The sequence below is a fragment of the Sphingomonas sp. genome, assembly GCF_035910975.1.
GTDB lineage: Bacteria > Pseudomonadota > Alphaproteobacteria > Sphingomonadales > Sphingomonadaceae > Sphingomonas.
Genome location: NZ_JAMHWM010000005.1, coordinates 164,882 through 185,814 on the forward strand (window position 1 = coordinate 164,882; position 20,933 = coordinate 185,814).

The 20,933-nt window shown below is 68.6% G+C and carries 16 protein-coding genes; 12 read left to right on the forward strand and 4 right to left on the reverse strand.

What is annotated here, in order from left to right:
- The first annotated feature begins 109 nt into the window (after nt 1–109).
- The 6 genes from VYI76_RS00830 to VYI76_RS00855 are packed head-to-tail and all read left to right on the forward strand — an operon-like array spanning nt 110 to nt 5,881.
- A complete protein-coding gene (locus VYI76_RS00830) occupies nt 110–1,240 on the forward strand; it encodes a hypothetical protein (RefSeq protein WP_326522868.1) in 1,131 nt (376 codons plus the stop codon).
- Between the two features lie 45 nt (nt 1,241–1,285).
- Entirely contained in the window at nt 1,286–2,548 is a 1,263-nt protein-coding gene (locus VYI76_RS00835) for a CaiB/BaiF CoA transferase family protein (protein WP_326522869.1), read from the forward strand.
- A 49-nt stretch (nt 2,549–2,597) separates the two neighbouring features.
- A complete protein-coding gene (locus VYI76_RS00840; protein ID WP_326522870.1) occupies nt 2,598–3,065 on the forward strand; it encodes a MaoC/PaaZ C-terminal domain-containing protein in 468 nt (155 codons plus the stop codon).
- Between the two features lies 1 nt (nt 3,066).
- Nucleotides 3,067–4,230: an acyl-CoA dehydrogenase family protein gene (locus tag VYI76_RS00845; RefSeq protein ID WP_326522871.1), complete on the forward strand. Its 1,164-nt coding sequence runs from the start codon at nt 3,067–3,069 to the stop codon at nt 4,228–4,230.
- A 17-nt stretch (nt 4,231–4,247) separates the two neighbouring features.
- Nucleotides 4,248–5,441 carry a thiolase C-terminal domain-containing protein gene (locus tag VYI76_RS00850; protein ID WP_326522872.1) on the forward strand — a complete coding sequence of 398 codons (1,194 nt, stop codon included), beginning with the start codon at nt 4,248–4,250 and terminating at the stop codon, nt 5,439–5,441.
- Nucleotides 5,432–5,881 (forward strand): Zn-ribbon domain-containing OB-fold protein, encoded by a 450-nt coding sequence (locus VYI76_RS00855; RefSeq protein ID WP_326522873.1) that lies wholly within the window; start codon nt 5,432–5,434, stop codon nt 5,879–5,881. Before VYI76_RS00850 ends, VYI76_RS00855 begins: the two co-directional genes overlap by 10 nt.
- 12 nt (nt 5,882–5,893) lie before the next feature.
- On the opposite strand, the gene VYI76_RS00860 is transcribed toward VYI76_RS00855, so the two are convergent.
- The 3 genes from VYI76_RS00860 to VYI76_RS00870 are packed head-to-tail and all read right to left on the reverse strand — an operon-like array spanning nt 5,894 to nt 9,089.
- Nucleotides 5,894–6,652 carry an enoyl-CoA hydratase/isomerase family protein gene (locus tag VYI76_RS00860; protein WP_326522874.1) on the reverse strand — a complete coding sequence of 253 codons (759 nt, stop codon included), beginning with the start codon at nt 6,650–6,652 and terminating at the stop codon, nt 5,894–5,896.
- Nucleotides 6,649–8,307, reverse strand: coding sequence for an enoyl-CoA hydratase-related protein (locus VYI76_RS00865; protein WP_326522875.1), 1,659 nt, complete (start codon nt 8,305–8,307; stop codon nt 6,649–6,651). Before VYI76_RS00865 ends, VYI76_RS00860 begins: the two co-directional genes overlap by 4 nt.
- A gap of 32 nt (nt 8,308–8,339) precedes the next feature.
- Entirely contained in the window at nt 8,340–9,089 is a 750-nt protein-coding gene (locus VYI76_RS00870; RefSeq protein ID WP_326522876.1) for an acyl-CoA thioesterase domain-containing protein, read from the reverse strand.
- Between the two features lie 305 nt (nt 9,090–9,394).
- On the opposite strand from VYI76_RS00870, the gene VYI76_RS00875 reads away from it, so the two are divergent.
- From VYI76_RS00875 to VYI76_RS00900, 6 genes are read left to right on the forward strand one after another with little or no spacing between them, the layout of a single operon-like run.
- Entirely contained in the window at nt 9,395–11,737 is a 2,343-nt protein-coding gene (locus VYI76_RS00875; protein WP_326522877.1) for a TonB-dependent receptor, read from the forward strand.
- A 22-nt stretch (nt 11,738–11,759) separates the two neighbouring features.
- Nucleotides 11,760–12,941: a CaiB/BaiF CoA transferase family protein gene (locus VYI76_RS00880; RefSeq protein ID WP_326522878.1), complete on the forward strand. Its 1,182-nt coding sequence runs from the start codon at nt 11,760–11,762 to the stop codon at nt 12,939–12,941.
- Nucleotides 12,938–14,176 carry a CaiB/BaiF CoA transferase family protein gene (locus VYI76_RS00885; RefSeq protein ID WP_326522879.1) on the forward strand — a complete coding sequence of 413 codons (1,239 nt, stop codon included), beginning with the start codon at nt 12,938–12,940 and terminating at the stop codon, nt 14,174–14,176. Before VYI76_RS00880 ends, VYI76_RS00885 begins: the two co-directional genes overlap by 4 nt.
- A gap of 12 nt (nt 14,177–14,188) precedes the next feature.
- On the forward strand, nt 14,189–15,862 hold the full coding sequence (locus tag VYI76_RS00890; protein ID WP_326522880.1) for an FAD-dependent oxidoreductase: 1,674 nt from the start codon (nt 14,189–14,191) through the stop codon (nt 15,860–15,862).
- Nucleotides 15,859–18,024, forward strand: a complete 2,166-nt coding sequence (locus VYI76_RS00895) for a molybdopterin-containing oxidoreductase family protein (protein WP_326522881.1) — start codon at nt 15,859–15,861, stop codon at nt 18,022–18,024. Before VYI76_RS00890 ends, VYI76_RS00895 begins: the two co-directional genes overlap by 4 nt.
- Before the next feature lie 48 nt (nt 18,025–18,072).
- Nucleotides 18,073–19,161: an alpha-hydroxy acid oxidase gene (locus VYI76_RS00900; RefSeq protein ID WP_326522882.1), complete on the forward strand. Its 1,089-nt coding sequence runs from the start codon at nt 18,073–18,075 to the stop codon at nt 19,159–19,161.
- A 3-nt stretch (nt 19,162–19,164) separates the two neighbouring features.
- Here the strand turns inward: VYI76_RS00900 and VYI76_RS00905 are convergent, their stop codons facing one another.
- On the reverse strand, nt 19,165–20,784 hold the full coding sequence (locus tag VYI76_RS00905; protein ID WP_326522883.1) for a thiamine pyrophosphate-binding protein: 1,620 nt from the start codon (nt 20,782–20,784) through the stop codon (nt 19,165–19,167).
- Nucleotides 20,785–20,933: the final 149 nt, after the last annotated feature.

Sequence of the window (20,933 nt, forward strand, 5' to 3'; positions counted from 1 at the left end):
CGGACGGGGTGGGTGAAGCGACCGCCGAAACGGCTTGCCCGTTGTGCTGTAATCGACAATGACCCGTCTGCAAAGATCATTGGATCATCCATTGCCGGGAGAGAGTGCCGTGTTGAGCGCCGCAGACGATTATCCGGTTCACCAGACACCCGATCCGATCGCCTTCGCCGGGTCGGACCGCAATTTCTACGATCGCTACTGGTTTCACGGCTATTCGCCCGACGGGTCGGTGTATTTCGGCCTAGCGTTCGGCGTTTATCCCAATGTCGGCGTCGCCGACGCGCATTTCGCCGTGATGCGCGACGGTCGCGAATACGCCGTCCACGCGTCGCGCACGCTCGACGGCGATCGCATGCGACTGGATGTCGGCCCGGTACGGGTGATCGTAGATGAACCGTTGCAGCGGCTGCGCCTGGTGGTCGAGGACGAGACCGGTATCTCGGCGGACATCGTGTTCGAAGCGCGGTCGCGACCCGTGCAGGAGCCGCGCTTCACGCACCGCCACGGCACGCGGCTGATCTACGATTACACCCGCCTCACCCAGAACGGCAACTATAGCGGATGGATCGCGATCGATGGCGAGCGAATCGATCTGGGCGGAGCGCGGGGCACGCGCGATCGCAGCTGGGGCATTCGTCCGCTCGGCGCGCCCGATCCCCAGCCGCTGGTCCCGGCCAAGGAACGCCAGGTGTTCTGGCGATGGGTTCCGCTCAACTTCGAAGACTTCAGCCTGTTGTTCCACGTCAATGCCGATGGCGAAGGCCGGGTGTGGAACAGCCACGCGGTGCTGATCCCCGACGATCCCGCGCTGCCGCTCGCCAGCGGCAAAGGGCGGATCGACACGCCGATGCGGGCCGGAACGCGGTGGGCGGAACGTGCCGAACTGCGGATCGACCTGGCCGATCGCGGGGAAGCGGTCATCGAGCTGGCGCCGCTCAACCGCGGGTTCCAGATGCGCGGTGCGGGATATTTCGCGCCGGGATGGATGCACGGCACCTACAAGGGGGAGCGTGTCGTCGAGCGCGAGGATCTGGTCCTGGCCGATCTCGACCCGCTCGATCCCGCCAATGTGCACGTACAGGTGCCGGTGCGCGCGACATGGACCGGATCGGACGGTGCGCGCCACACCGGAATGGGCAGCTTCGAGCAGCTGATAATCGGTCCGTATCAGCCGTTTGGCATGGCGACGGGACACTGCGGATACCCACAGAGCCAGAATGATCCAACCATTGACATTTAGACGTGTGACCCGCATGCCGAGGGCGATCAACAGGGATGAATCGGCGTGAGCGACCCGCGACCCATCGACGACTTTCCAGCGCACACCCCGCGCGATCCCGGCGCGGCGCTGGCGCTCGGCGGCCTGTTGGTCGCCGACTTCACCCATTATGTCGCGGGTCCGGTGGCGACGATGGTGCTGGCCGAAATGGGCGCCGACGTCGTCAAGATCGAAAGCCCGGGCGGCGACAATTTCCGCGTGTACCCGCCGGTCGATACGGTATTCGAGGCGGGCGCGCCGTTCCTGTGGTGCAACCGCAACAAGCGCAGCATCGCGCTCGACCTGAAGACGCCTGAAGGGCTAAGGATCGCTCGCGATCTGGTGGCGCGCGCCGATATCCTGGTCGAGAATTTCTCGACCGGCGTGATGGAAAAGCTCGGACTGGGCTATGACGAGATGCGCGCGCTCAACCCGCGGCTGATCTACTGCTCGATCTCCGCCTATGGCCGCACGGGGCCCTTTGCGCAGTTGCTCGGCTTCGACCAGGTGGCGCAAGCGGAAAGCGGCTTCATGTCGATGAACGGCTATGCCGACCGCGACGGCGTGCGCGCGCAATCAGTGGTGATGGACCTGGGCACCGCGCTGATGAGCAGCAACGCCATTTTGGGCGCCGTCGTCGCCCGCAACACGACCGGCGAAGGCCAGCGGATCGACGTGTCGCTCTATGGTTCGGCGCTGACGATGGTCGGGTTCGCCACCGCGCAGTATCTGCTCGCCGGTGTCGAGCCGCGACGCAACGGCAATGTCAGCAACGATACCGCGCCGACCGGGGTGTTCCACGCCAGCGATGCGTCCTTCTACATCTCGACGACCAGCACCGCGATCTTCCACAAGCTGTTCAAGGCAATCGACCGTCCGGACGTGGCCGAACAGCCCGATCTGCAGACCGTCGGCGGCCGGCTGGCGCGGCGCGACGAATTGCTCGCGATCCTCCAGGACGCGTTCGGCCGGGAAAGCTGGGGCCATTGGGGGCCACTGCTGCGCGATGCCGGCGTCGCCGTCGGCGAGGTGCGCACGGTGGCCGGCGCGCTGACGTCGGAGGCGACGAGGGCGTCGGGGCTGGTCACGCGCGTGCCGCATCCCTCGGGTCGCGAGATCCCCAACGTGTCGCTGCCGTTCGGCTTCAGCGGAACCCCTTGCGCCGATCCGGTCGCGGCGCCGCGGATCGGCGAGCATGGGCGCGAGATCCTGACGCAGGTGCTGGGGCTGGACGACGAAGCGGTCGCCGACCTGGCACGCGCCGGCGCGGTAAGACTGTCGGAACAGTAGGCACGGCAGCGGCCGCCGGTGCCGCGAGAGATGATCGAGGGAAGATGCGATGTTTAAATATATCGAGGATTTCGAAGAGGGCGCGGTCAGCAACAGTCCCGCGGTCACCGTCACCGAAACCCATGTCGTGACCTACACCTGGGTGTCCGGTGACACCAACCCGATGCACACCGACGAGGAGATCGCGACGCGCTCGCCCATCGGCCGCCGGATCGCGCACGGCACGCTCGGCATGTCGATCGCCACCGGCCTGAGCGCCCGCATGGGGCAGCTCGACGGCACCGCGATCGCCGCGCTGGGCGTCGACGAATGGAAGTTCCTGCTGCCGATCTTCATCGGCGATACGGTGCGGCTGCGGACGACGATCGTGTCGGCCCGGCCGACGTCGAAGCCCGATCGCGGCGTCCTCGTCCGCCGGATGGAATTGCTCAACCAGCGCGACGAAGTGGTCCAGACCGGCCTGATGACCACCATGGTGCGCACGCGCGCGAACCCCGTTCCCCGCGACCAGAAGTGAGATGACCCAGATGGAACTGACCAACACCTTCGGGCTCGACGAACAGCAGCTGATGGTCCGCGAGAATGTGCTCGAGCTGCTGTCGCGTGAGCTGCCGTGGTCCGAGATCCGCGAGATGGACGAGAACCGCGACTTCCCGTTCAAGGCCTATAAGGCGCTGGCCGACGCCGGCTTCCTAGGCATCGCCTATCCCGAGGAATATGGCGGGATGGGCGGCAGCTACAAGGATTTCACCTCGTTCATCGAGGCGCTCGGCTACTACTATACCGGCATCGCGCAGGGCGTGATGACGACGATCGTCTATGCCGGCATGCATCTCGTCAAATACGGATCGGACGAGCTGAAGCGCAAATATCTGCCGAAGATCATCAGCGGCGACGTGAAGCTGGCGCTGGCGATGTCGGAACCCGGCACGGGATCGGACGTCGCGGGCCTGAAGACCACCGCGGTACGTGACGGCGACGACTATATCCTCAACGGACAGAAGATCTGGATCACGTGCGGCCACGTCGCCGATTATCTGGTCGTCATCACCCGCACCGATCCCAGCGCGCAGCGCCACGGCGGGCTGAGCACGCTGCTGGTCGATGCGAAGGCGCCGGGCGTCGAGATACGCAAGCTCAACATGCTGGGCCGCCGCACGACGCACGCGAACGAGATCTTCTTCGACAACGTCCGCGTCCCGGCCGATCACCTGATCGGCGAGGAGAACAAGGCCTGGAAGAACCTGATGCACTGCCTGGCGTTCGAGCGGCTGTGCCTGGCGACGATTTCCGCGGGCCATTGCTTCAAGATCACCGAATATGCGCTCGATTATGCCAGGGAGCGTATCCAGTTCGGCCGGCCGATCACCGAGTTCCAGGCGGTCTCGCACAAGCTGGTCGACATGGCGATCATGGCGGAGACGGCGCGCCAGTCGGTTTACCGCGTCGCCGACCTGCTCGACGGCGGGAAGGACGTGGTGCGGGAGGTCAGCATGGCGAAGATCATCTGCACCGAGAACAACTTCAAGTGCGCCGACCTGGGGCTGCAGGTGATGGGCGGCGCGGGCTATTCGACCGAATACGACATGGCGATGTTCTTTCGCGACGCGCGCGTCGGGCCGATCGGCGGGGGCAGCAACGAGATCCAGCGCAACGTCATCGCCAAGACGCTGGGCATGTAACGGCGCGCGCGGGGACGATGATGGCACGGTGGCAGAAAGGCGCGGTCGCGATCGCGGGCATCGGCGAATCTGCCTATTACCGTCACGGCAAATCGCCCGATCCCGAATTCAAGCTGGCGCTGCAGGCGATCCTGGCGGCGTGCGCCGACGCCGGCATCGATCCGCGCACGATCGACGGCTTCGCGTCGTACAGCGACGATCGCAACGATGCTGTGCGGCTGGCGACGGCGCTGGGCATCCATGCGCTGCGCTGGTCGAGCATGCAGTGGGGCGGTGGCGGCGGCGGCACCGCAGGCGCGGTCCAGCAGGCGGCCGCCGCGATCCGGGCCGGGATGGCGCGGCGCGTCATCGTGTTCCGCGCGCTCGCCCAGGGCCAGTTCGCACGCTTCGGCCTTGGGGGCTATGGCGGCGCGGCCGGCGCGACCGTGTCCGGCGAAACCGCCTTTTCGCTCCCCTACGGCGCAATCTCGCCGGCGCAGCGCTATGCGTTGAAGGCGAAGCGCTTCATGCACGATCACGGCGTTCGCCAGGACGCGCTGCGCGCGATCGCGCTGGCGTCCTACCACCACGCGCAGGCCAACCCGCGCGCGGTGATGTACGGACGACCGCTGACGGCGGAGGCGTATGACGCCTCGCGCTGGATCGCCGAGCCGTTCCACCTCTACGACTGCTGCCAGGAGAACGACGGCGCCGCGGCGGTGCTGCTGGTATCGGCCGAAGAGGCGCGCGACCTGCCGACCACCCCGGCCTATCTGCTCGGCGTCGCGGCCGGCTCGCAGCGCCGCTATGGCGCCACCAGCCATAGCGGCGACGATTTCGCGAGCGCCAATTTCAAGACCGTGGCGGCCGACCTCTACGACCAGGCCGGAGTCACCCCGGCGGACATCGATGTCGTCCAGGCCTATGAGAATTTCACCGGCGGGGTGATGATGTCGCTAGCGGAGCACGGGCTGTTCCACCCCGACGAAACCAACGCGGCGCTGACGCCGGAAAACCTGACCGCCGGGACCGGCCGCCTGCCGCTCAACACCAGCGGCGGCCATCTGGCGGAGGCCTATATCCACGGTGCCAACCTGATCGTCGAGGCGACGCGCCAGTTGCGCGGCACCTCGCCCAACCAGGTGGCCGGCGCGAAGGTCTCCATGATGATCGCCGGGCCGATGGTCGCACCTGTCAGCAGCCTGATCCTGGGGACGGCGGCATGTCTGTGATGCCATATCTTTCGGCGCCGCTCGGCCAGCCTGTTGCCGAACGCGACGGGCTGAGCGCACCCTTCTGGGCCGGGCTGCGCGAGGAACGCCTGCGCGTCCAGCGCTGCGAGACCTGCGGCACCTGCCAATGGGGTCCGGAATGGATCTGCCATGCCTGCCACGGCTTCGACATCGGGTGGACCGACGTCGCGCCGCGCGGGCGCATCTTCAGCTGGACGCGCGTGTGGCACCCCGTTCGCGAGACGCTGGCCGCCGATGTACCCTATCTCGTCGTGCTGGTCGAACTGGCAGCGTCGCCGAATGTCCGGCTGATCGGCAATCTGCTGGCGCCCGCTGATCGCGATCCGCGGATCGACGATGCCGTGGTCGGCGTGTTCGAGCACCACGGCGACGGTGCCGAAGGCTATTCGCTGCTGCAATGGCGGCCGGTGACAGCGTAAGCGCGCCGGACTTCAGCCAGCGCCGTCGCGCCTGCGGTCGCGGAAAGAGGCCAGCGCCGATCGGGTCGCGGGATGATGACGCACCTCGCGCGCCAGACGCTGTTCCTCGCGAAGCGCTTCGGGCAGGCCGGAGAACGCGTGGTCGACGGCGCGGCGGATCGCCTGCTCAGCGACCGGGGCGCGGCCGGTGCGGGCCTCGGCCCAGACGGCGGCGGCCGCCACCGGATCGTCGGCGATCTTGTCGATCAGTCCCCATGACAATGCCGTCGCGGCATCGATCGAACGCCCGCTGAGCATCAGGTCGAGCGCGCGACCCTCGCCGATCAGGCGCGGTAGCAACTGCGTCGCGCCATAGCATGGCATCACGCCAAGCCGGATCTCCGGCAGGCCGAAGGTCGCGTCGGGCGCCGCGACGCGAAAGGTGCAGGCAAGCGCCAGTTCGAGGCCGCCGCCAAGGGCGAGGCCGTTCAGCGCTGCGACGCTGACAAGCGATGAGCGGCGCATCGCGAGCAGCAGGCGATGGATCACGTCGATATGCGCGTCGATGTCCGGCGGCGGGTTCTTCAAATCGGTCCCGGCGCAGAACGCCCGGCCCGCCCCGGTCAGGATGATGCCCCGCCGGTCCTCACGCTCGGCCGCATGCCAGGCGGCCAGCAGCGCGTCGCGCAGCGCAACGTCGATCGCGTTCAGCACCTGCGGGCGCCGGAGCGTCAGCAGGGCGAACTCCCCGCGCGCGCCGCATTCGACCGGTGCGTGATCGGTCGCGGTCATGCCGGTTGTTCCTGTCCCGCTGCGGCCGCGACTAGCGCCCGGGCCGGAGCGATCCCGCGTGCGCGCAGGCCCGCGACGACGGTGTCGGCGCCAACGTGGCCGGCATACCATATCGGCCCGCCCCGGTGCGGCGGCCAGAACAGGCCGCGCGTGGCGAGAAGATCGATGTCCGAACCGCGCGAGACTCGGCCGTCGTCGATCGCGGCGAACGCCGCGTTGACGATCGGGAACAGCATCGCGTCCCGCACCGCCGCGGTGGCCGTGGTTTCGTCGGGCGCCGGCGCCACGCCGCGATCGATCCCGAATGCCGCGAGCGCGCGGTCGACCGCCTCGGTGCTGCCGCCATCGCCGCGCGCCGCCGCGGCCGCCTGTTCGAGCGATGCGATTAGCCTATCGCTGACGAAGCCGGCGCCGTCCTGAAGTATCGCGACGGGAACGCCGATCCGACGCGCGAAGGCGACCAGCCTGGCGAGTGTCTCGTCGGAGGCATCCAGCGGGGCGATTTCCAGGAACGCCAGTCGGTCCGCCGCGTCGCGGTGCGCCCGCAGCGCGACGCAGCGATCAGCCGGAAACACCGCGGCGCGGCCCATGTCGGCCACCGCGACGATCGTCGATGGGGCGATGCCGCCCGGCGGCTGGCCGGCCGGGCTGGGATCGAGGAGGATCAGATCGGCCGGCGTTCCCGCGGCGCCGCCGCCCAGCCCCGCCGCCGCGACGGCGACCGCGAGCGCCCGATGCGCCGCGACGTCGACCGACACGATCGGCGGCACGGCCGAGCCGTTGATCCCGGGGAGCTTCTGCGCGGCGCGTTCGGCCATGAACAGGTGGCGCAGGGCCGCCGATTGACTGCCGTCGCGCAGGACGGCGAACTCCGCCCGTTCCACAGCGAGGCCGGCGGCCCAGTCGCCGGCGACGGCCGCCTCGACGCAGCGTATGATCGCGGCCGGCGCGGCGACCGACCCCAGCGACGCCGATCGCGACGCGCGATATCGCGCGAACAGGTCTGGGTCGGCGCGGTCGGCGGCGATCCGGTCGTCGATGTCGCGGATGCGCCGCCGCGGCGCGCCGGCAGCGATGAGTTCTTCGGCGAAAGCGATGGCGTCCGCCAGCAGATGGCCCTCGCGCGCGACACGATCGACCAGCCCGATGCGGACCGCTTCGTCGATCCGGATCTGATCGCCGCCGATCATCACGTCCAGCGCGGCTTCGGCGCCGATCAGGCGCGGCAGGCGCTGGGTGCCGCCCCCGCCGGGCAGCAGACCGAGCTTGACCTCGGGTAGGCCGAATCGGGCCGACGGCACTGCGATGCGATGCTGGAACGTCATGGCGGTCTCCAGCCCGCCGCCCAGCGCGGTACCATGGATCGCCGCGATGGTGACGGCGCTCGCGGCGTCGATCCGATCCTGCAGGGCGGCGAAATCGATCCGCGGCTTGACCTTGCCGAGGGATTTCAAATCTGCGCCGGCGATGAACGTCCGCCCCTCGCAGATCAGGATGATCGCCCCGACATCGGGCGTCGCCAGGGCCTGGTCGATGGCCAGCGCGAGACCTTCCATCAAATCCGGGGACATCGCGTTGACCGGAGGAAAGTCCAGCGTGGCGACCGCCACTCTGCCGTGGAAGGCCAAAGTCGTTCCCGCGTTGATCTGCAGCATGTCGTTTCCCTGATCTGCCCGCGCCACTGCCCTCAACCGGCGTATGTGACGATGGCGGTCGCAGTCGGTCGGTCGGGTTGCCCGCTGGCGCCTATTCTCGCCTCGACGATGCTCACCGACCGTCCCTCCTTCACAGCGATGCCCGACAATCGCGACGGCGCGTCCGCCATCGTCGCGCGCAGGTAATGCGTCGTCAGGGTGACGGGGCGGCGGCCCGGTGCTGCCAGCCGATCCGCCATTCGGCACAGCGCCGATGCGACGACGCCGCCGTGCACCGCCGGCACCAGCACGCTCCCGACATGCCTGGGCAACGGATCGAGCATCATTCCACCATCGACCGGGGCAAGCGCGAGATAGGAGTCGTAATCGTCGAGTCGATCGACCGCGAGCGCACCCGCATCGGGAACCGGCGCATCAATCTCGGCGCGCTTCCCGCCCGGAAGGCGGCCCAGCGCCATCGTGACGATACCGGTCGCGAGAAGGCGACGGTCGTCGGCGTCCACCACCTCCGCAGCGACCAGTACCGTGGCGTCGGTCGCGCCGATCACCCGCGGCCGTACCGCCACGCCGTGTCCGGGCAGCGTGGGCGCGATCCAGTCGACCCGCAGGTCAAGCGTTGCCGCGGGTTGATAGGTGTCGCGAGAGCGAAGCGCGGTCGCGCTACATGCCTGATCGACGAGGGCGGGGATCACTGCCGTGTCGATCGCGCCGAAGCGGTCGCACAGTCTGGGATGTGCAGGCTGGAGGACGTGAACATCGCCGCCGACAATGTCGTATTCCATGCCGAAACCCCGCGCCATCGGAGCCGACCTCACCCTTTGCCAGAACATTGGCTTGTTGTCGGCAAAGGTCATTCCGGCTCCCCAGGCGCTCGGCGGCTTCGGATTTTTGCCGCGCAATGCCGGGAAGCCTCGATAATGTAAATAGTTGGACCAATGGCCTCGATGGTCGCCTCGCTCTTACCTCATATGACAATAATATTTGCGTGCCGGCGGATCTAGGTGAAGAAATGGCGCTAAGGCTCAACCAAAGAGCTTGCGGGAGGATTGCCATGGTTGGTTTTCGCGATGTCCTTATCGGGACCGTTGTGCTCACGGCTGCGTCTCCCGCCGCCAGTCAAACCGCTGCAACCCCGCCGTCTGACACAGAGCGACCGGCCGCCAGCGCGCCCGAGGACGCCGACCGCCCGGCGGCGGTATCAGGCGATATCGTCGTCACCGCCCGCCGGCGCGAGGAACGGCTTCAGGACGTGCCGATCTCGGTCGCGGTGACGTCGGGCGAGACGCTGCAGAAGCGCGGTACCGTCGACCTCATCGACCTTTCGACCCGCATGCCCGGGGTGCACATCGGTCAGAACACCACGTCGAACAACATCCAGCTGCGCGGCGTCGGATCGGGCGTCAACGGCGGTTTCGAACAGGCGGTCGGCACCTTCGTCGATGGTGTTTACCGGCCACGCTCGCGATCGGTCCAGGCGACCCTGTTCGATATCGAGCGGGTCGAGGTGCTGAACGGCCCGCAGAGCACGTTCTTCGGCAACAACACCGTCGCCGGCGCGATCAACATCACCACGCGCAAGCCCAGCAGCACCTTCGGCTACAACGGCCAGCTCCTCTATTCGCCCACCGACGGCCAATACATCATCGAGGGAGGCGTCACCGGGGCGGTCACGGACACGTTGTCGGTCCGGGTCGCGGGCCAGATTTCGGGCATGGACGGGTTTACGTACAATCGTTTTGAGGACATGCACGGACCGCGCCTGCGTGGAAAGATCATTCGTGGGTCTCTGCGCTGGCAGCCCAGCGACACGTTCGAATCGGATCTGCGGCTCGAATATGTCCGGCAGCGCGACAAGGGCACCTATTACGGCGAAATCCGCGGCTGTCCGCCGCCGGCCGGCTATCCGACGGTTCGCGGCCCGTGCGCGCTGTACCTGACACTGCGCGGACCCGATATCGACAACCAGTTCGATTTCCGGGCGGACACCGGCCCGTCGAGCTTCGATCTCGATTCGTTCGAAGTAGCCTGGTCCAACCGGTTCGACCTCGGCCCCGTCGCGCTCAATTTCCTGACCAGCTACAGCGATCTAGACGACACCACCTTCGGCAATTTCACGCCGTTGCCGATCACCGGCCGTGGCGGCTTCTTCTACTCGCCGACGACGTTCGACGAGAAGTTCAACATGTTCTCGCAGGAAGTCCGGCTCGAATCGCAGGGCAACGGCGCTTTCAACTACATGGTGGGCGCCTATTATTCGCGTGGCCACCTGCGCGGCAGCACCTTCTCGTCGCTGTTCGGCACCACCATCGGCGCGGCGGGCGCGCCGGTCACCAATGCGAACACCCCGATCGGCACCAATCGCCAGATCGATCAGGTCGATCAGACACGTTCGGTGTTCGGCCAGCTGACCTACAAGTTCACCCCGCGGTTCCGCACGAGCCTGGGCCTGCGGTACACGAGCGTCCTGAAGAACGCGTCGCGCGCGGCGATCGTCGGGATCGGCGGCGGAAACGATCCCATGGCGGAATTCCAGCCGCTGGATCTCGCCACCCAGGCCAAGCTTTATCCCGGCTCGGGCTTCGATCCGGCCAACTACGCCCGGCCGCGGACCACCTATTCGCAGCTGATGCCGTCGGTCAGCGTGCAATATGATCTGACGTCGAGCGTCACGGCCTATGCCACCTATGCGAACGGCTTCAAGGCCGGCGGCTACAGCGATTCGAACACGCCGGTCCAGTTCGATTCGGAGAGCGCGGATGCGTATGAGGTCGGCCTGAAGGGCACGCTGTTCGACGGCCGCATGTTCTTCTCGATCGACGGCTTCCTGTCGCGCTTCTCGGACCTCCAGCAGGCGGTGAACATCATCGGCCCGACCGGCGCGTCGATCCAGAGTGTCAACAACGCATCGTCGGCGACATCCAAGGGTATCGAGTTCACCGGCAGTATGCGGGTGTCCGACGTGATCTCGTTCAATGCCGCCGCGTCGTACATCGTGGCCAAGTTCAATGCCTATCCCGGCGCCGCCTGCACCACCTTGCAGATCGTCGCCAGCGGGGCGACGTGTACGCAGAATCTGACCGGCAAGCCGCTCGGGTTCGCGCCGAAGCTGACGGCGACGGTCGGGCTGACGGTGGCGCTGCCGGTCGGCGTCAACCAGTTCCGGCTGGAGCCGAACCTGTTCCACTCGTCGTCCTACTTCCTGACCGCGGCGAACGACCCGCTGGTGTTCCAGAAAGGCTATCAGCAGTACGACATGCGCGCGAGCTTCGGGCCGAGCGACCGGTCGTGGGAGATTGCGGTCGTCGGCAAGAACCTGTCCAACGCCAAGGTCCAGAACACCTCGACCGTGCTGGCGGCATCACCCGGCCTGGTCTACTCGCTGCTTCAGCGCGCCCGATCGGTCGCCCTGTCGGTCTCGATCCGTCGCTGACGGTCCGGGGCGGGGCATTCGGGTGCAGGATCGACTGAGCGGGCAGGCAGCGCACGCCCCGTCCGGCCCGCTCGCCGGGTGTCGCATCGTCGAGTTCGGGACGGTCGGCCCGGTTCCTTACGCCGCGATGCTGCTGGCGGACATGGGGGCGACCGTCATCCGGATCGACCGGGTCGGTGCGGTCGATCTGGGGATCGGCCGTGACTGGCGGTTCGAAACGACCCGGCGTCACCGGCGCTCCATCCGCCTCGACCTGAAGTCCCCCGCGGCGGTGGCAATCGCGGCGGATTTGATCGCCGGGTCGGATGCGCTCGTCGAAGGCTTCCGGCCGGGCGTCATGGAACGGCTCGGCCTCGGTCCCGAAGTGTTCGCCGATCGCAATCCCAGGCTGGTCTACGGGCGCATGACTGGCTGGGGTCAGGACGGCCCGCTGGCGCCGAAGGCCGGCCATGATCTCAACTATCTCGCACTGTCGGGCGCGCTGCATTCGATCGGTCATCGCGGCCAGCCGCCGGCGATTCCACTGAATTTCGTCGCCGACTTCGGCGGCGGATCGCTGTTCCTCGCACTCGGTGTGGTCGCCGCGCTGCTCGAGGCGGCGAAGTCCGGCCGGGGGCAGGTGGTCGATTGCGCGATGATCGACGGCGTCAGCTCGCTGATGACCAGCCTGTACGGGATCATGGCCGCCGGCCAGTGGAACGACCAACGCGGCACCAACGCTACCGATGGCGGCTCGCCATGGTATACGACCTACGAGACGCTGGACGGCCGCCATGTCGCGGTGGCGGCGGTCGAAGGGCGCTTCTACGCCGAACTGCTGACGTTGCTCGACCTCGCCGATCAGGCGCTGCCCGGACAGCACGACCGCGCCGGCTGGCCGGTGCTGCGTGCGCGCTTCGCGGCCGCCTTCCGCACGCGTACGCGCGACGCATGGACGCAGGCGGCGGAGGCGCTCGACGCCTGCGTGACGCCGGTGCTGACGCCGGCCGAAGCCACCGCCGACCCGCACCTGCGCGCGCGGGGCGCGCACGTCGATGTGGCGGGCATCGTCCATCCCGCGCCGGCACCGCGCTTCGGCCGCACCCCAGCCGCCCCGCCCGCCCTGCCCGTCCAGCCGGGCGCCGACACCGACATGCTGCTGGCCGAACTGGGCCTTGCGCCAGCGCGCATCGCCGACCTGCGCCGCGAAGGCGCCGTCGCGTGACGCGGTCTGGCGATCGGCCGGCGGACGTGCCGCTACCGCTCGCCGGAATGCGAGTGGTCGATTTCTCGCGGCAGATTTCCGCGCCCTATGCGACGATGCTGCTCGGCGATCTGGGCGCCGACGTCATCAAGATCGAACAGCCGGGCACCGGGGACGACACCCGGCGCCTGCAGCCCACGCGCGGGGATCTCAGCAGCGTCTTCATCGCGATGAACCGCAACAAGCGGAGCATCGAGCTTGACCTGAAGTCGCCCGACGACCTGTCAGTGGCGAAGGACCTGATCGCCGGCGCCGACATACTGGTGGAGAATTTCACCACCGGCGTGATGCATCGCTACGGCCTGGACTATGAAACCCTGGCCGCAAAATACCCCGGCCTGATCTATTGCTCGGTCACCGGCTATGGTCAGCGCGGCGCCTTCGCGACGCGTCCCGGCTTCGATCCCGTGGTGCAGGCCGATTGCGGGCTGCAATCGGTGAACGGCTATGCGAACGCGCCGCCGGTGCGGATCGCCGCGCCCGCGATCGACGTGGCGACCGGCATGATGACGCTCAACGCGATCCAGGCCGCCGTCATCGCCCGCCTGCGCAACGGCCGCGGCCAGAAGGTGGAGGTCGCGCTGTTCGACGTCGGCGTCGCGCTGTCGGCCTATTTCCCGGTCACCTACCTGTGGCACGGCGCCGACCAGGGGCGCACCGGCAATCGCTCGCAGGTCGGCGCGCCGGCGGACCTGTTCTCCGCCTCCGACGGCGATTTCGTGATGTCGTGTTCGACCGACCGGATGTTCGTCGCGCTCGCGCGGTCGGTGATCGACCGGCCCGACCTGGCGGACGACCCGGATTTCGCCACCAACGGCGCGCGACTGCGCAACCACGCGGCGCTCACCGCGATCCTCGCGCCGATCTTTCGCCAGCGCACACGCGCGGCCTGGGCGGAGGCGATGCAGGCGGTCGGCATACCCGCAGCCGGGGTACGATCGGTCGCCGAAGCGGTCGAATCACCGGAGGCGAAGGATCGCGGGCTGTTCGGCCATCTCGACCATCCGGTCGCCGGACGCGTTCCCAACGTCGCGCCACCCTTCCGCCTCGAAGGAGTGGCGATGCCGCAGCCACGACCGGCGCCGGCGCTGGGCGCGGACACGCGCGAGGTGCTGCGAGACGTGCTCGGCTACACCGACGATCGCATCGACCGGTTCATGGCCGGACGCCCGGCCACGACAGTGCGGCATGGCTGACCGCCGGTCAGCATGACCCACGTCGTCACCCAGTCCTGCTGCAACGACGCGTCGTGCGTCACGGTCTGCCCGGTCAACTGCATCCATCCGACGCCCGACGAGGCGGGATATGCGACGGCCGAGATGCTCTTCATTGATCCCGCCGCCTGCATCGATTGCGGCGCGTGTCTGGATATCTGCCCGGTCGGCGCGATCGACGCCGACTATGACCTGACCGAAGAGAACGACGCCTTTCGGGATCTCGCCGCGCGCTTCTTTCAGGGTCCGACCGCTCCGGCCTACGTCCCCCGCCGCGCCGACCGACCGCTGTCGCGCGCATCGCAAGGCGCCGGAGCCTTGCGGGTCGCGGTGATCGGGTCTGGACCGGCCGGGGCCTTTGCCACGGAATATCTGCTGGATTCCGGCGCGGACGTGACGATCGACCTGTTCGAGCGGTTGCCGGTGCCATGGGGGCTCACGCGGTTCGGTGTGGCGCCGGATCATCCACGGACCAAGCAGATCGCCGACATCTTCGAGCGGATCGCCGATGATCCGCGATGCCGGCTCGTCCTGGGGGTCGAGATCGGACGCGACATCGCGCTGTCCGAGCTTGAGGCGACGTATGACGCGGTGATCGTCGCCACCGGCGCCCTTGCCGATCGCGCGCTGGGGATCCCCGGCGAGGATCTGCGCGGCAGCCATTCGGCGACCGAGTTCGCCGGCTGGTACAACGGCCACCCCGATTTCGCCGACCGCAGGTTCAACCTGGATACCGAACGGGCGGTGGTGATCGGCAACGGCAATGTCGCGCTCGACGTTGCGCGCGTGCTGGCGTCGGATGTCGATGCCCTGCGGCACACCGATATCGCCGACCATGCGCTCGACGCTCTGGCGGCCAGCCGGGTTCGAGAGGTCGTCGTCGTCGGGCGGCGGGGGCCTGCCGACGCCGCCTTCACCGCGCCCGAACTGCTGGGCCTCGCCGCGTCGCGGGCCTTTTCGTTGCGCGTGGACCTGCCGGCAGACACCGCCGCGCCGCTGCTTTCCGGCCAAGGTCCGCAAGGCTGGGCGGGGGCGGAAAAGGCCGGCATCCTCCACCGCCTGGCGCGGCAGGCGCCGTTGCCCGGTCGCCCGCTGCGGCTGGTGTTCCAGCGGTCGCCGGTCGAACTGATCGGCGAGCAAACGGTGTCGGCGGTGCGATTCGCGCGGAACCGGATCGAGGTGGGCCCCGATGGTCGCGCGGCGGCGGTCGCCACCGGCGAGCAAGACCTGTTCGAAGCCGGCCTGGTGCTGCGGTCGATCGGCTATGCGGGTTCCGCCATCGCGGGCATGCCGTTCAACGATCGGACGCGGACCGTGCCGAGTGCCGGCGGACGGGTGATCGACCCCGCGACCGGCGACGCGCGGCCGAAACTCTATGTCGCCGGGTGGATCAGGCGCGGCCCGTCGGGGTCGATGGGCAGCAACCGGGCATGCGCGCGCGAGACCGTCGCCGCGCTGCTCGACGATCACCGCGCGGGGCGGCTGGCGGCGGGTGGGCCGATGCCGGAAAGCCTCGCCGCGACGATCACGCGCAGCGCGGGCCTGGCCGACTGGCGTTCGATCGACCGCCACGAACGTGCGCAGGGCCGGCTGGCCGGCCGCCCCCGGGTGAAGCTGGTCGATCGCCACGCGATGGCGCGGATCGGCGCGCAGGGCACGCCGCGATGATCGAGCTCAGGAAATCGATCTGCCGCTGCTGCATCAACCAGTGCGCGATCAATGTCCTGGTCGAGGACGGACGGGTGCGCACGGTGGAGGGCGATCCCGATAATCCGCAATATAGCGGCTATAGTTGCGTGAAGGGTCGGTCGCAGGGCGACTATCTGACCGACCCGGCCCGGTTGCTGCACCCGGTGCGGCGGCGCGCCGATGGCGGCTTCGATCGCATCGCCAGTGCCGACGCGCTGGACGAGATCGCCGCCAGCATCGCGCGGATCGTCGATCGTCACGGTCCGCGGGCGATCGCCGGCTATTGGGGAACGCAGGCGGCGGTCGGCAGCCGCCCGGTCACCGCGCCGTTCTACGACGCGTTCTTCGACGCCATCGGCACGAACATGCGGTTCGATCCGAACACGATCGACAAGGGCGGCAAGCACGTCGCCCAATCCTTCCTGGGAAGCTGGGGGGCGCCGCCGCAGGGGTTCGATGCGCCGGAGGCGATCCTGCTGATCGGAATCAATCCGTGGAACACCTACACGGGTTTCCCGGCCGGTTCGCCGCGCCGCTGGCTGGTCGACCGGATCGCCGGGGGGTGCAAGCTGATCGTCATCGATCCGCGCCGCACGCAGGTGGCTGAACGCGCGACCGTGCACCTCCAGGCCGCGCCGGGCCATGACGTGCCGATCCTCGCCGCGATGATAAAGGTGATCCTGTCCGAAGGGCGGATCGACCACGACTTCGTCGCGCGCCATGTCACCGGCATCGACGCGCTCCGCGAGCAACTCGACGGGATCGAGGTCGCCGCCGTCGCCGCCGCCGCCGGGGTGCGTGCTGGCGATATCGTCGCTGCTGCCCGGACCTACGCGGGGGCGCGGCGCGGCTATGCCATGGCGGGGACCGGCCCGCACATGACGGCCGCCGGAACGCTGGTCGAATATCTCGTGCAGGTGCTCGAGACCCTGTGCGGGCGCTGGATGCGCGCGGGAGACGTCATCAAGGCGTCGCCGGCGCTGCTGCCGCCGGCGCGCGCGCGGGCGCAGGCGCGGGCGCCCGATGCCGACTGGGCGCTGGGCGGGCGGATGCGCGTCCGCGGCCTGAAACAATCGCGCGCCGGCATGCCGGTGGCGGCGCTGGCGGAAGAGATACTGACGCCCGGCGACGGACAGGTGCGCGCGCTGATCTGTTGGGGCGGCAACCCGGCGGTGGCATTTCCCGACCAGCGGCGCGTGGTGGAAGCGCTCCGCTCGCTCGACCTGTTCGTCCAGATCGATCCGTGGATGTCGCAATCCGCGCATCTGGCGGACTATGTCCTGGCGCCGACGCTGCCGCTAGAGGTCGCGGCGGCATCGATCGGCACCGAGGGGCTGTCGCTGCGCGCCGGGTACGGGCAGGCGCTGGCGCATTCGCAATATACCGACGCGGTGGTGCCGCGGCCGGCGGGATCGGACCTGCTGGAGGAATGGGAGATCTTCTACGAACTGATGGTGCGGATGGGGCACCCAGTCGAAGTGCGGCCGTGGGGCCACCCGCCGACGACGCCGAAGATCCCGATCGACGCGAAACCGCGGACCGAGGAATTGCTGGAGCTGTTCACCGCCGGCAGCCGCGTGCCGCTGGACACGGTGAAGCGCTTCCCCGGTGGCCATGTCTTTGACGAGGGCCTGATCGTCGTCGAACCCGGCGATCCCGGCAACGTCGACCGGCTGGAGGTCGGGCATCCCGAGATGATGCGCCTGCTGGAGCGATCGATCACGCGACTGCGCGAGCCCGCAGATGCGCGATATCCGTACCGGATGCTGTGCCGGCGGGAAAACCATGCCAACAACTCGACGCGCAAGGCCGCGAGCAACCGGGGCCTGGCGTACAATCCCGCCTATCTGCACCCCGACGACCTGAGCGAGCTTGGCGTCGTGGAGGATGACGAGGTGGCGATCACGTCGCCGCTCGGCGCGATCCGCGCGATCGTCGCGGCCGATGCGCATCTCCGGCGCGGGATGGTGTCGATCGCCTTCGGCTATGGTTCGGCGGACGATCCTTCGGCGGACCCGGCGGTGTTCGGATCGAGCCCCAACCGCCTGGTCGCGACCGACGAGATCTTCGATCCCTTCACCGGCCAGCCGCGCATGACCGACGTTCCCGTCGCGATCAGCCGCGTGGACCGCGCGGAATGATCCCCGGCCCGCCGCGCTTCCCCCGCCGCACGCGCGGCGGCTGATCGCATGGAGCATGATTGGATCGACTGGCGCGATGTCCGCGACCGCGCGGGACGCCGGCTGCCGCGCCTGTTGTTCGACTATGTCGAAGGCGGCGGATTCGACGAGTCGACTGCCTCGCGCAACCGCGATGCGCTCGACAGGATCGATCTGCCGCAGCGCGTGCTGAACGATATCGACGCGATCGACACCTCGTGCGTGCTGTTCGGCCGGCGATGGTCGATGCCGTTGATGCTCGCTCCCGTCGGCTTCGCCGGGATGATGGCGCGTCGCGGCGAAGTGCAGGCGGCGCGCGCCGCCGCCGCGGCCGGCATCCCCTTCGTCCTGTCCACCTTCGCAATTTGTTCGATCGAAGAGGTCGTGCGCGGTTGCGGTGTCGCACCCTGGATGCAGCTCTATCTGCTGAGCGACCCGAACTGGCTGGACGCATTCCTGCCGCGGATCGCCGACCTGGGCGTGGACACGATTATCCTGACCGTCGATGTGCCCGTGCCGGGCGTGCGGTTCCGCGAGGCGCGGCGGCCGCTGCGTGCGCGTCCGACGATCGCATCGCATGCCGCGCGCGTCGCCGACGGCCTGTGCCATCCGCGCTGGTTGTACGACGTCTACCTGCGCGGCCGACCGCACGCTTTCGGTAACATGCCGGGCGGCAGGCCCGGGCAGGTCGTCCCGGTCACCCCGGCGGCGCTGGAACGTCTGCGCAGCGCGTGGCGGGGGCGGCTTGTCGTCAAGGGGGTCATCGATCCCGAAGACGCGCGCCGCGCCGTCGATCTGGGCGCCGACGGAGTCATCGTCTCGAACCATGGCGGGCGGCAACTCGGCGGCGTCCGATCGACGATCGAGGCGCTCGGCCCGGTCGTCGAAGCCGTCGGCGGCCGCGTACCGGTACTGATGGACGGCGGTATCCGGGGCGGAATGGATATCGCCCGGGCAGCATCGCGGGGCGCACAGGCCTGCCTGACGGGCCGCGCCTGGGCGCACGCGCTCGCGGCAGGCGGCGAGGAGGAGGTCCGAAACCTGCTGCGATCGTGGCGCGACGAGCTTGCGATCGTGATGCGCCTGGGTGGCCGCGCCACGCTGTCGGACGGCAGCTGACGCCTATTTGATCGGCGGAATGCGGTCCGGGTCGAGGCGCAGTTCGATCACCAGAGGGCGTTCGCGCGCCGCGATCGCCGACGCCGCGCGGGCCAGATCGTCGCGTCCGGCAACGGTGACGGCATCCCCGCCCAGCGCCCGCGCCAGTTGCGACAGGTCGGGCCAGTCGAACAGCGACAGCGCCGGGTCCATGCCGCGATCTCGGAACTGGACATGCTCGGCGCCGTAGCCACCGTCGTTGCACAGCACGACGACCAGGTTGATGCCATGGCGCACAGCGGTGTTGAACTCGGCCAGCCCGCCCATCATGAAACCGCCGTCACCCACCGCGAGCACGGTGGTCAGGTCGGGGCGCGCCATCGCCGCGCCGATCGCTTGCGCCATGCCCAGCCCGACGCATCCGAAGCCGCCGGCCGGCAGGAAGCCGTCGGGCCCCGGCACCGCGATGTGCCGCCACGCCTGGCCCACGAAGCGGCCGGCATCGGTGACCAGCATCCGCGACGCCGGCAACGCCGAGTCCAGAAACCGGAGCGCCTCGACAATGTCGATCGCGCCGGCCGAGTCGCCGGCGCTGGGATTGTCCGGCCGATATGCCGCGATCGCCGCCGCCAGCGCCTCGGATCGCCAGCCCGATCCGGCGATCTCCGCGACGTCGAGCCAATGGACGAGTCGATCCGCGACCGCCGAGGGTTCGCCGACGATCGGGACGTCGGGTCGCCAGAGCCGTCCGGGCTCGCCGGGCTCGCGATTGATCTGCACGGTGCGCTTGCCCCGCAGCAGCGCGCCGTCGATCGTAGTGAAGCGATTGAGGCTGGCACCGAACGCCAGCACGCAATCGCTGTCGCTGATCGCATCAAGCGCGGGCGTCGCCGATAGTGAGCCGAAGATGCCCAGGTTGTATGGATGGCCGACGAACGCGTCCTTGGCCTTCAGCGTGGTTGCCAGCGGCGCGTCGATCCGCTCCGCGAGCCGGCAGATCGCCGCCAGGCTGTGGGCGTCGCGGGCGCCGCGGCCGACCAGCACGATCGGCCGGCGCGCCGCGGCGATCACCCCCACGGCATCGTCGATGTCGCGCCCGTCGAGCGGGACCGACGCCATCTGCGGCGCGCGGTAGGGAGCCGGTGCATATTCCGTTTCGTACGCCTGCAGGTCGATCGGCGCGTTCACCACGATCGGACGGCGTTCCGCCAGCGCCCGGCGGATCGCCGTCGCGACGTCCACCGCGACGGTCGTCGCGTCGCGCAGCTGCTCGAACCCGGCACCGGTCGCGAGAACCAGCTCGCGTTGAGCGATGTTCTGGTTGCTGTCACGATCGAGCACCGCGGTATCGCCGCACAGCATCACCATCGGCATGGTAGATTTCACGCCCTCGATCAACGCCGTCAGGCTGTTGGCGAGGCCGGGCCCGTGGGTAACGGTGCAGACGCCGAGGCCTGCGCCCGACCCGCCGAAGCCGATCGCCATCATCGCCGCCCCCGCCTCGTGCGCGGCGGCGACGTACCGCCCCCCGACCTCGCGGACGAAGCTGTCGACCAGCATCAGGTTCGCGTCGCCGATCACGCCGAACAGGGTCCGGGCGCCGTTGTCGGCGAGCGCATGGGCAAGCGCCTGATAGACTTTCACTGTCGACCTCCCTTCCGATCGCGTGGGCCACGCGTCGTCTGACTTGACAGTATACGGAGCATTATTCTAGCCAGAGTAAAGGTACAATGGTTGATCCAGAGCGATTATGCTATCAGTAAAGCTCGCTTGCTAGGACATGGCGCGTGCGT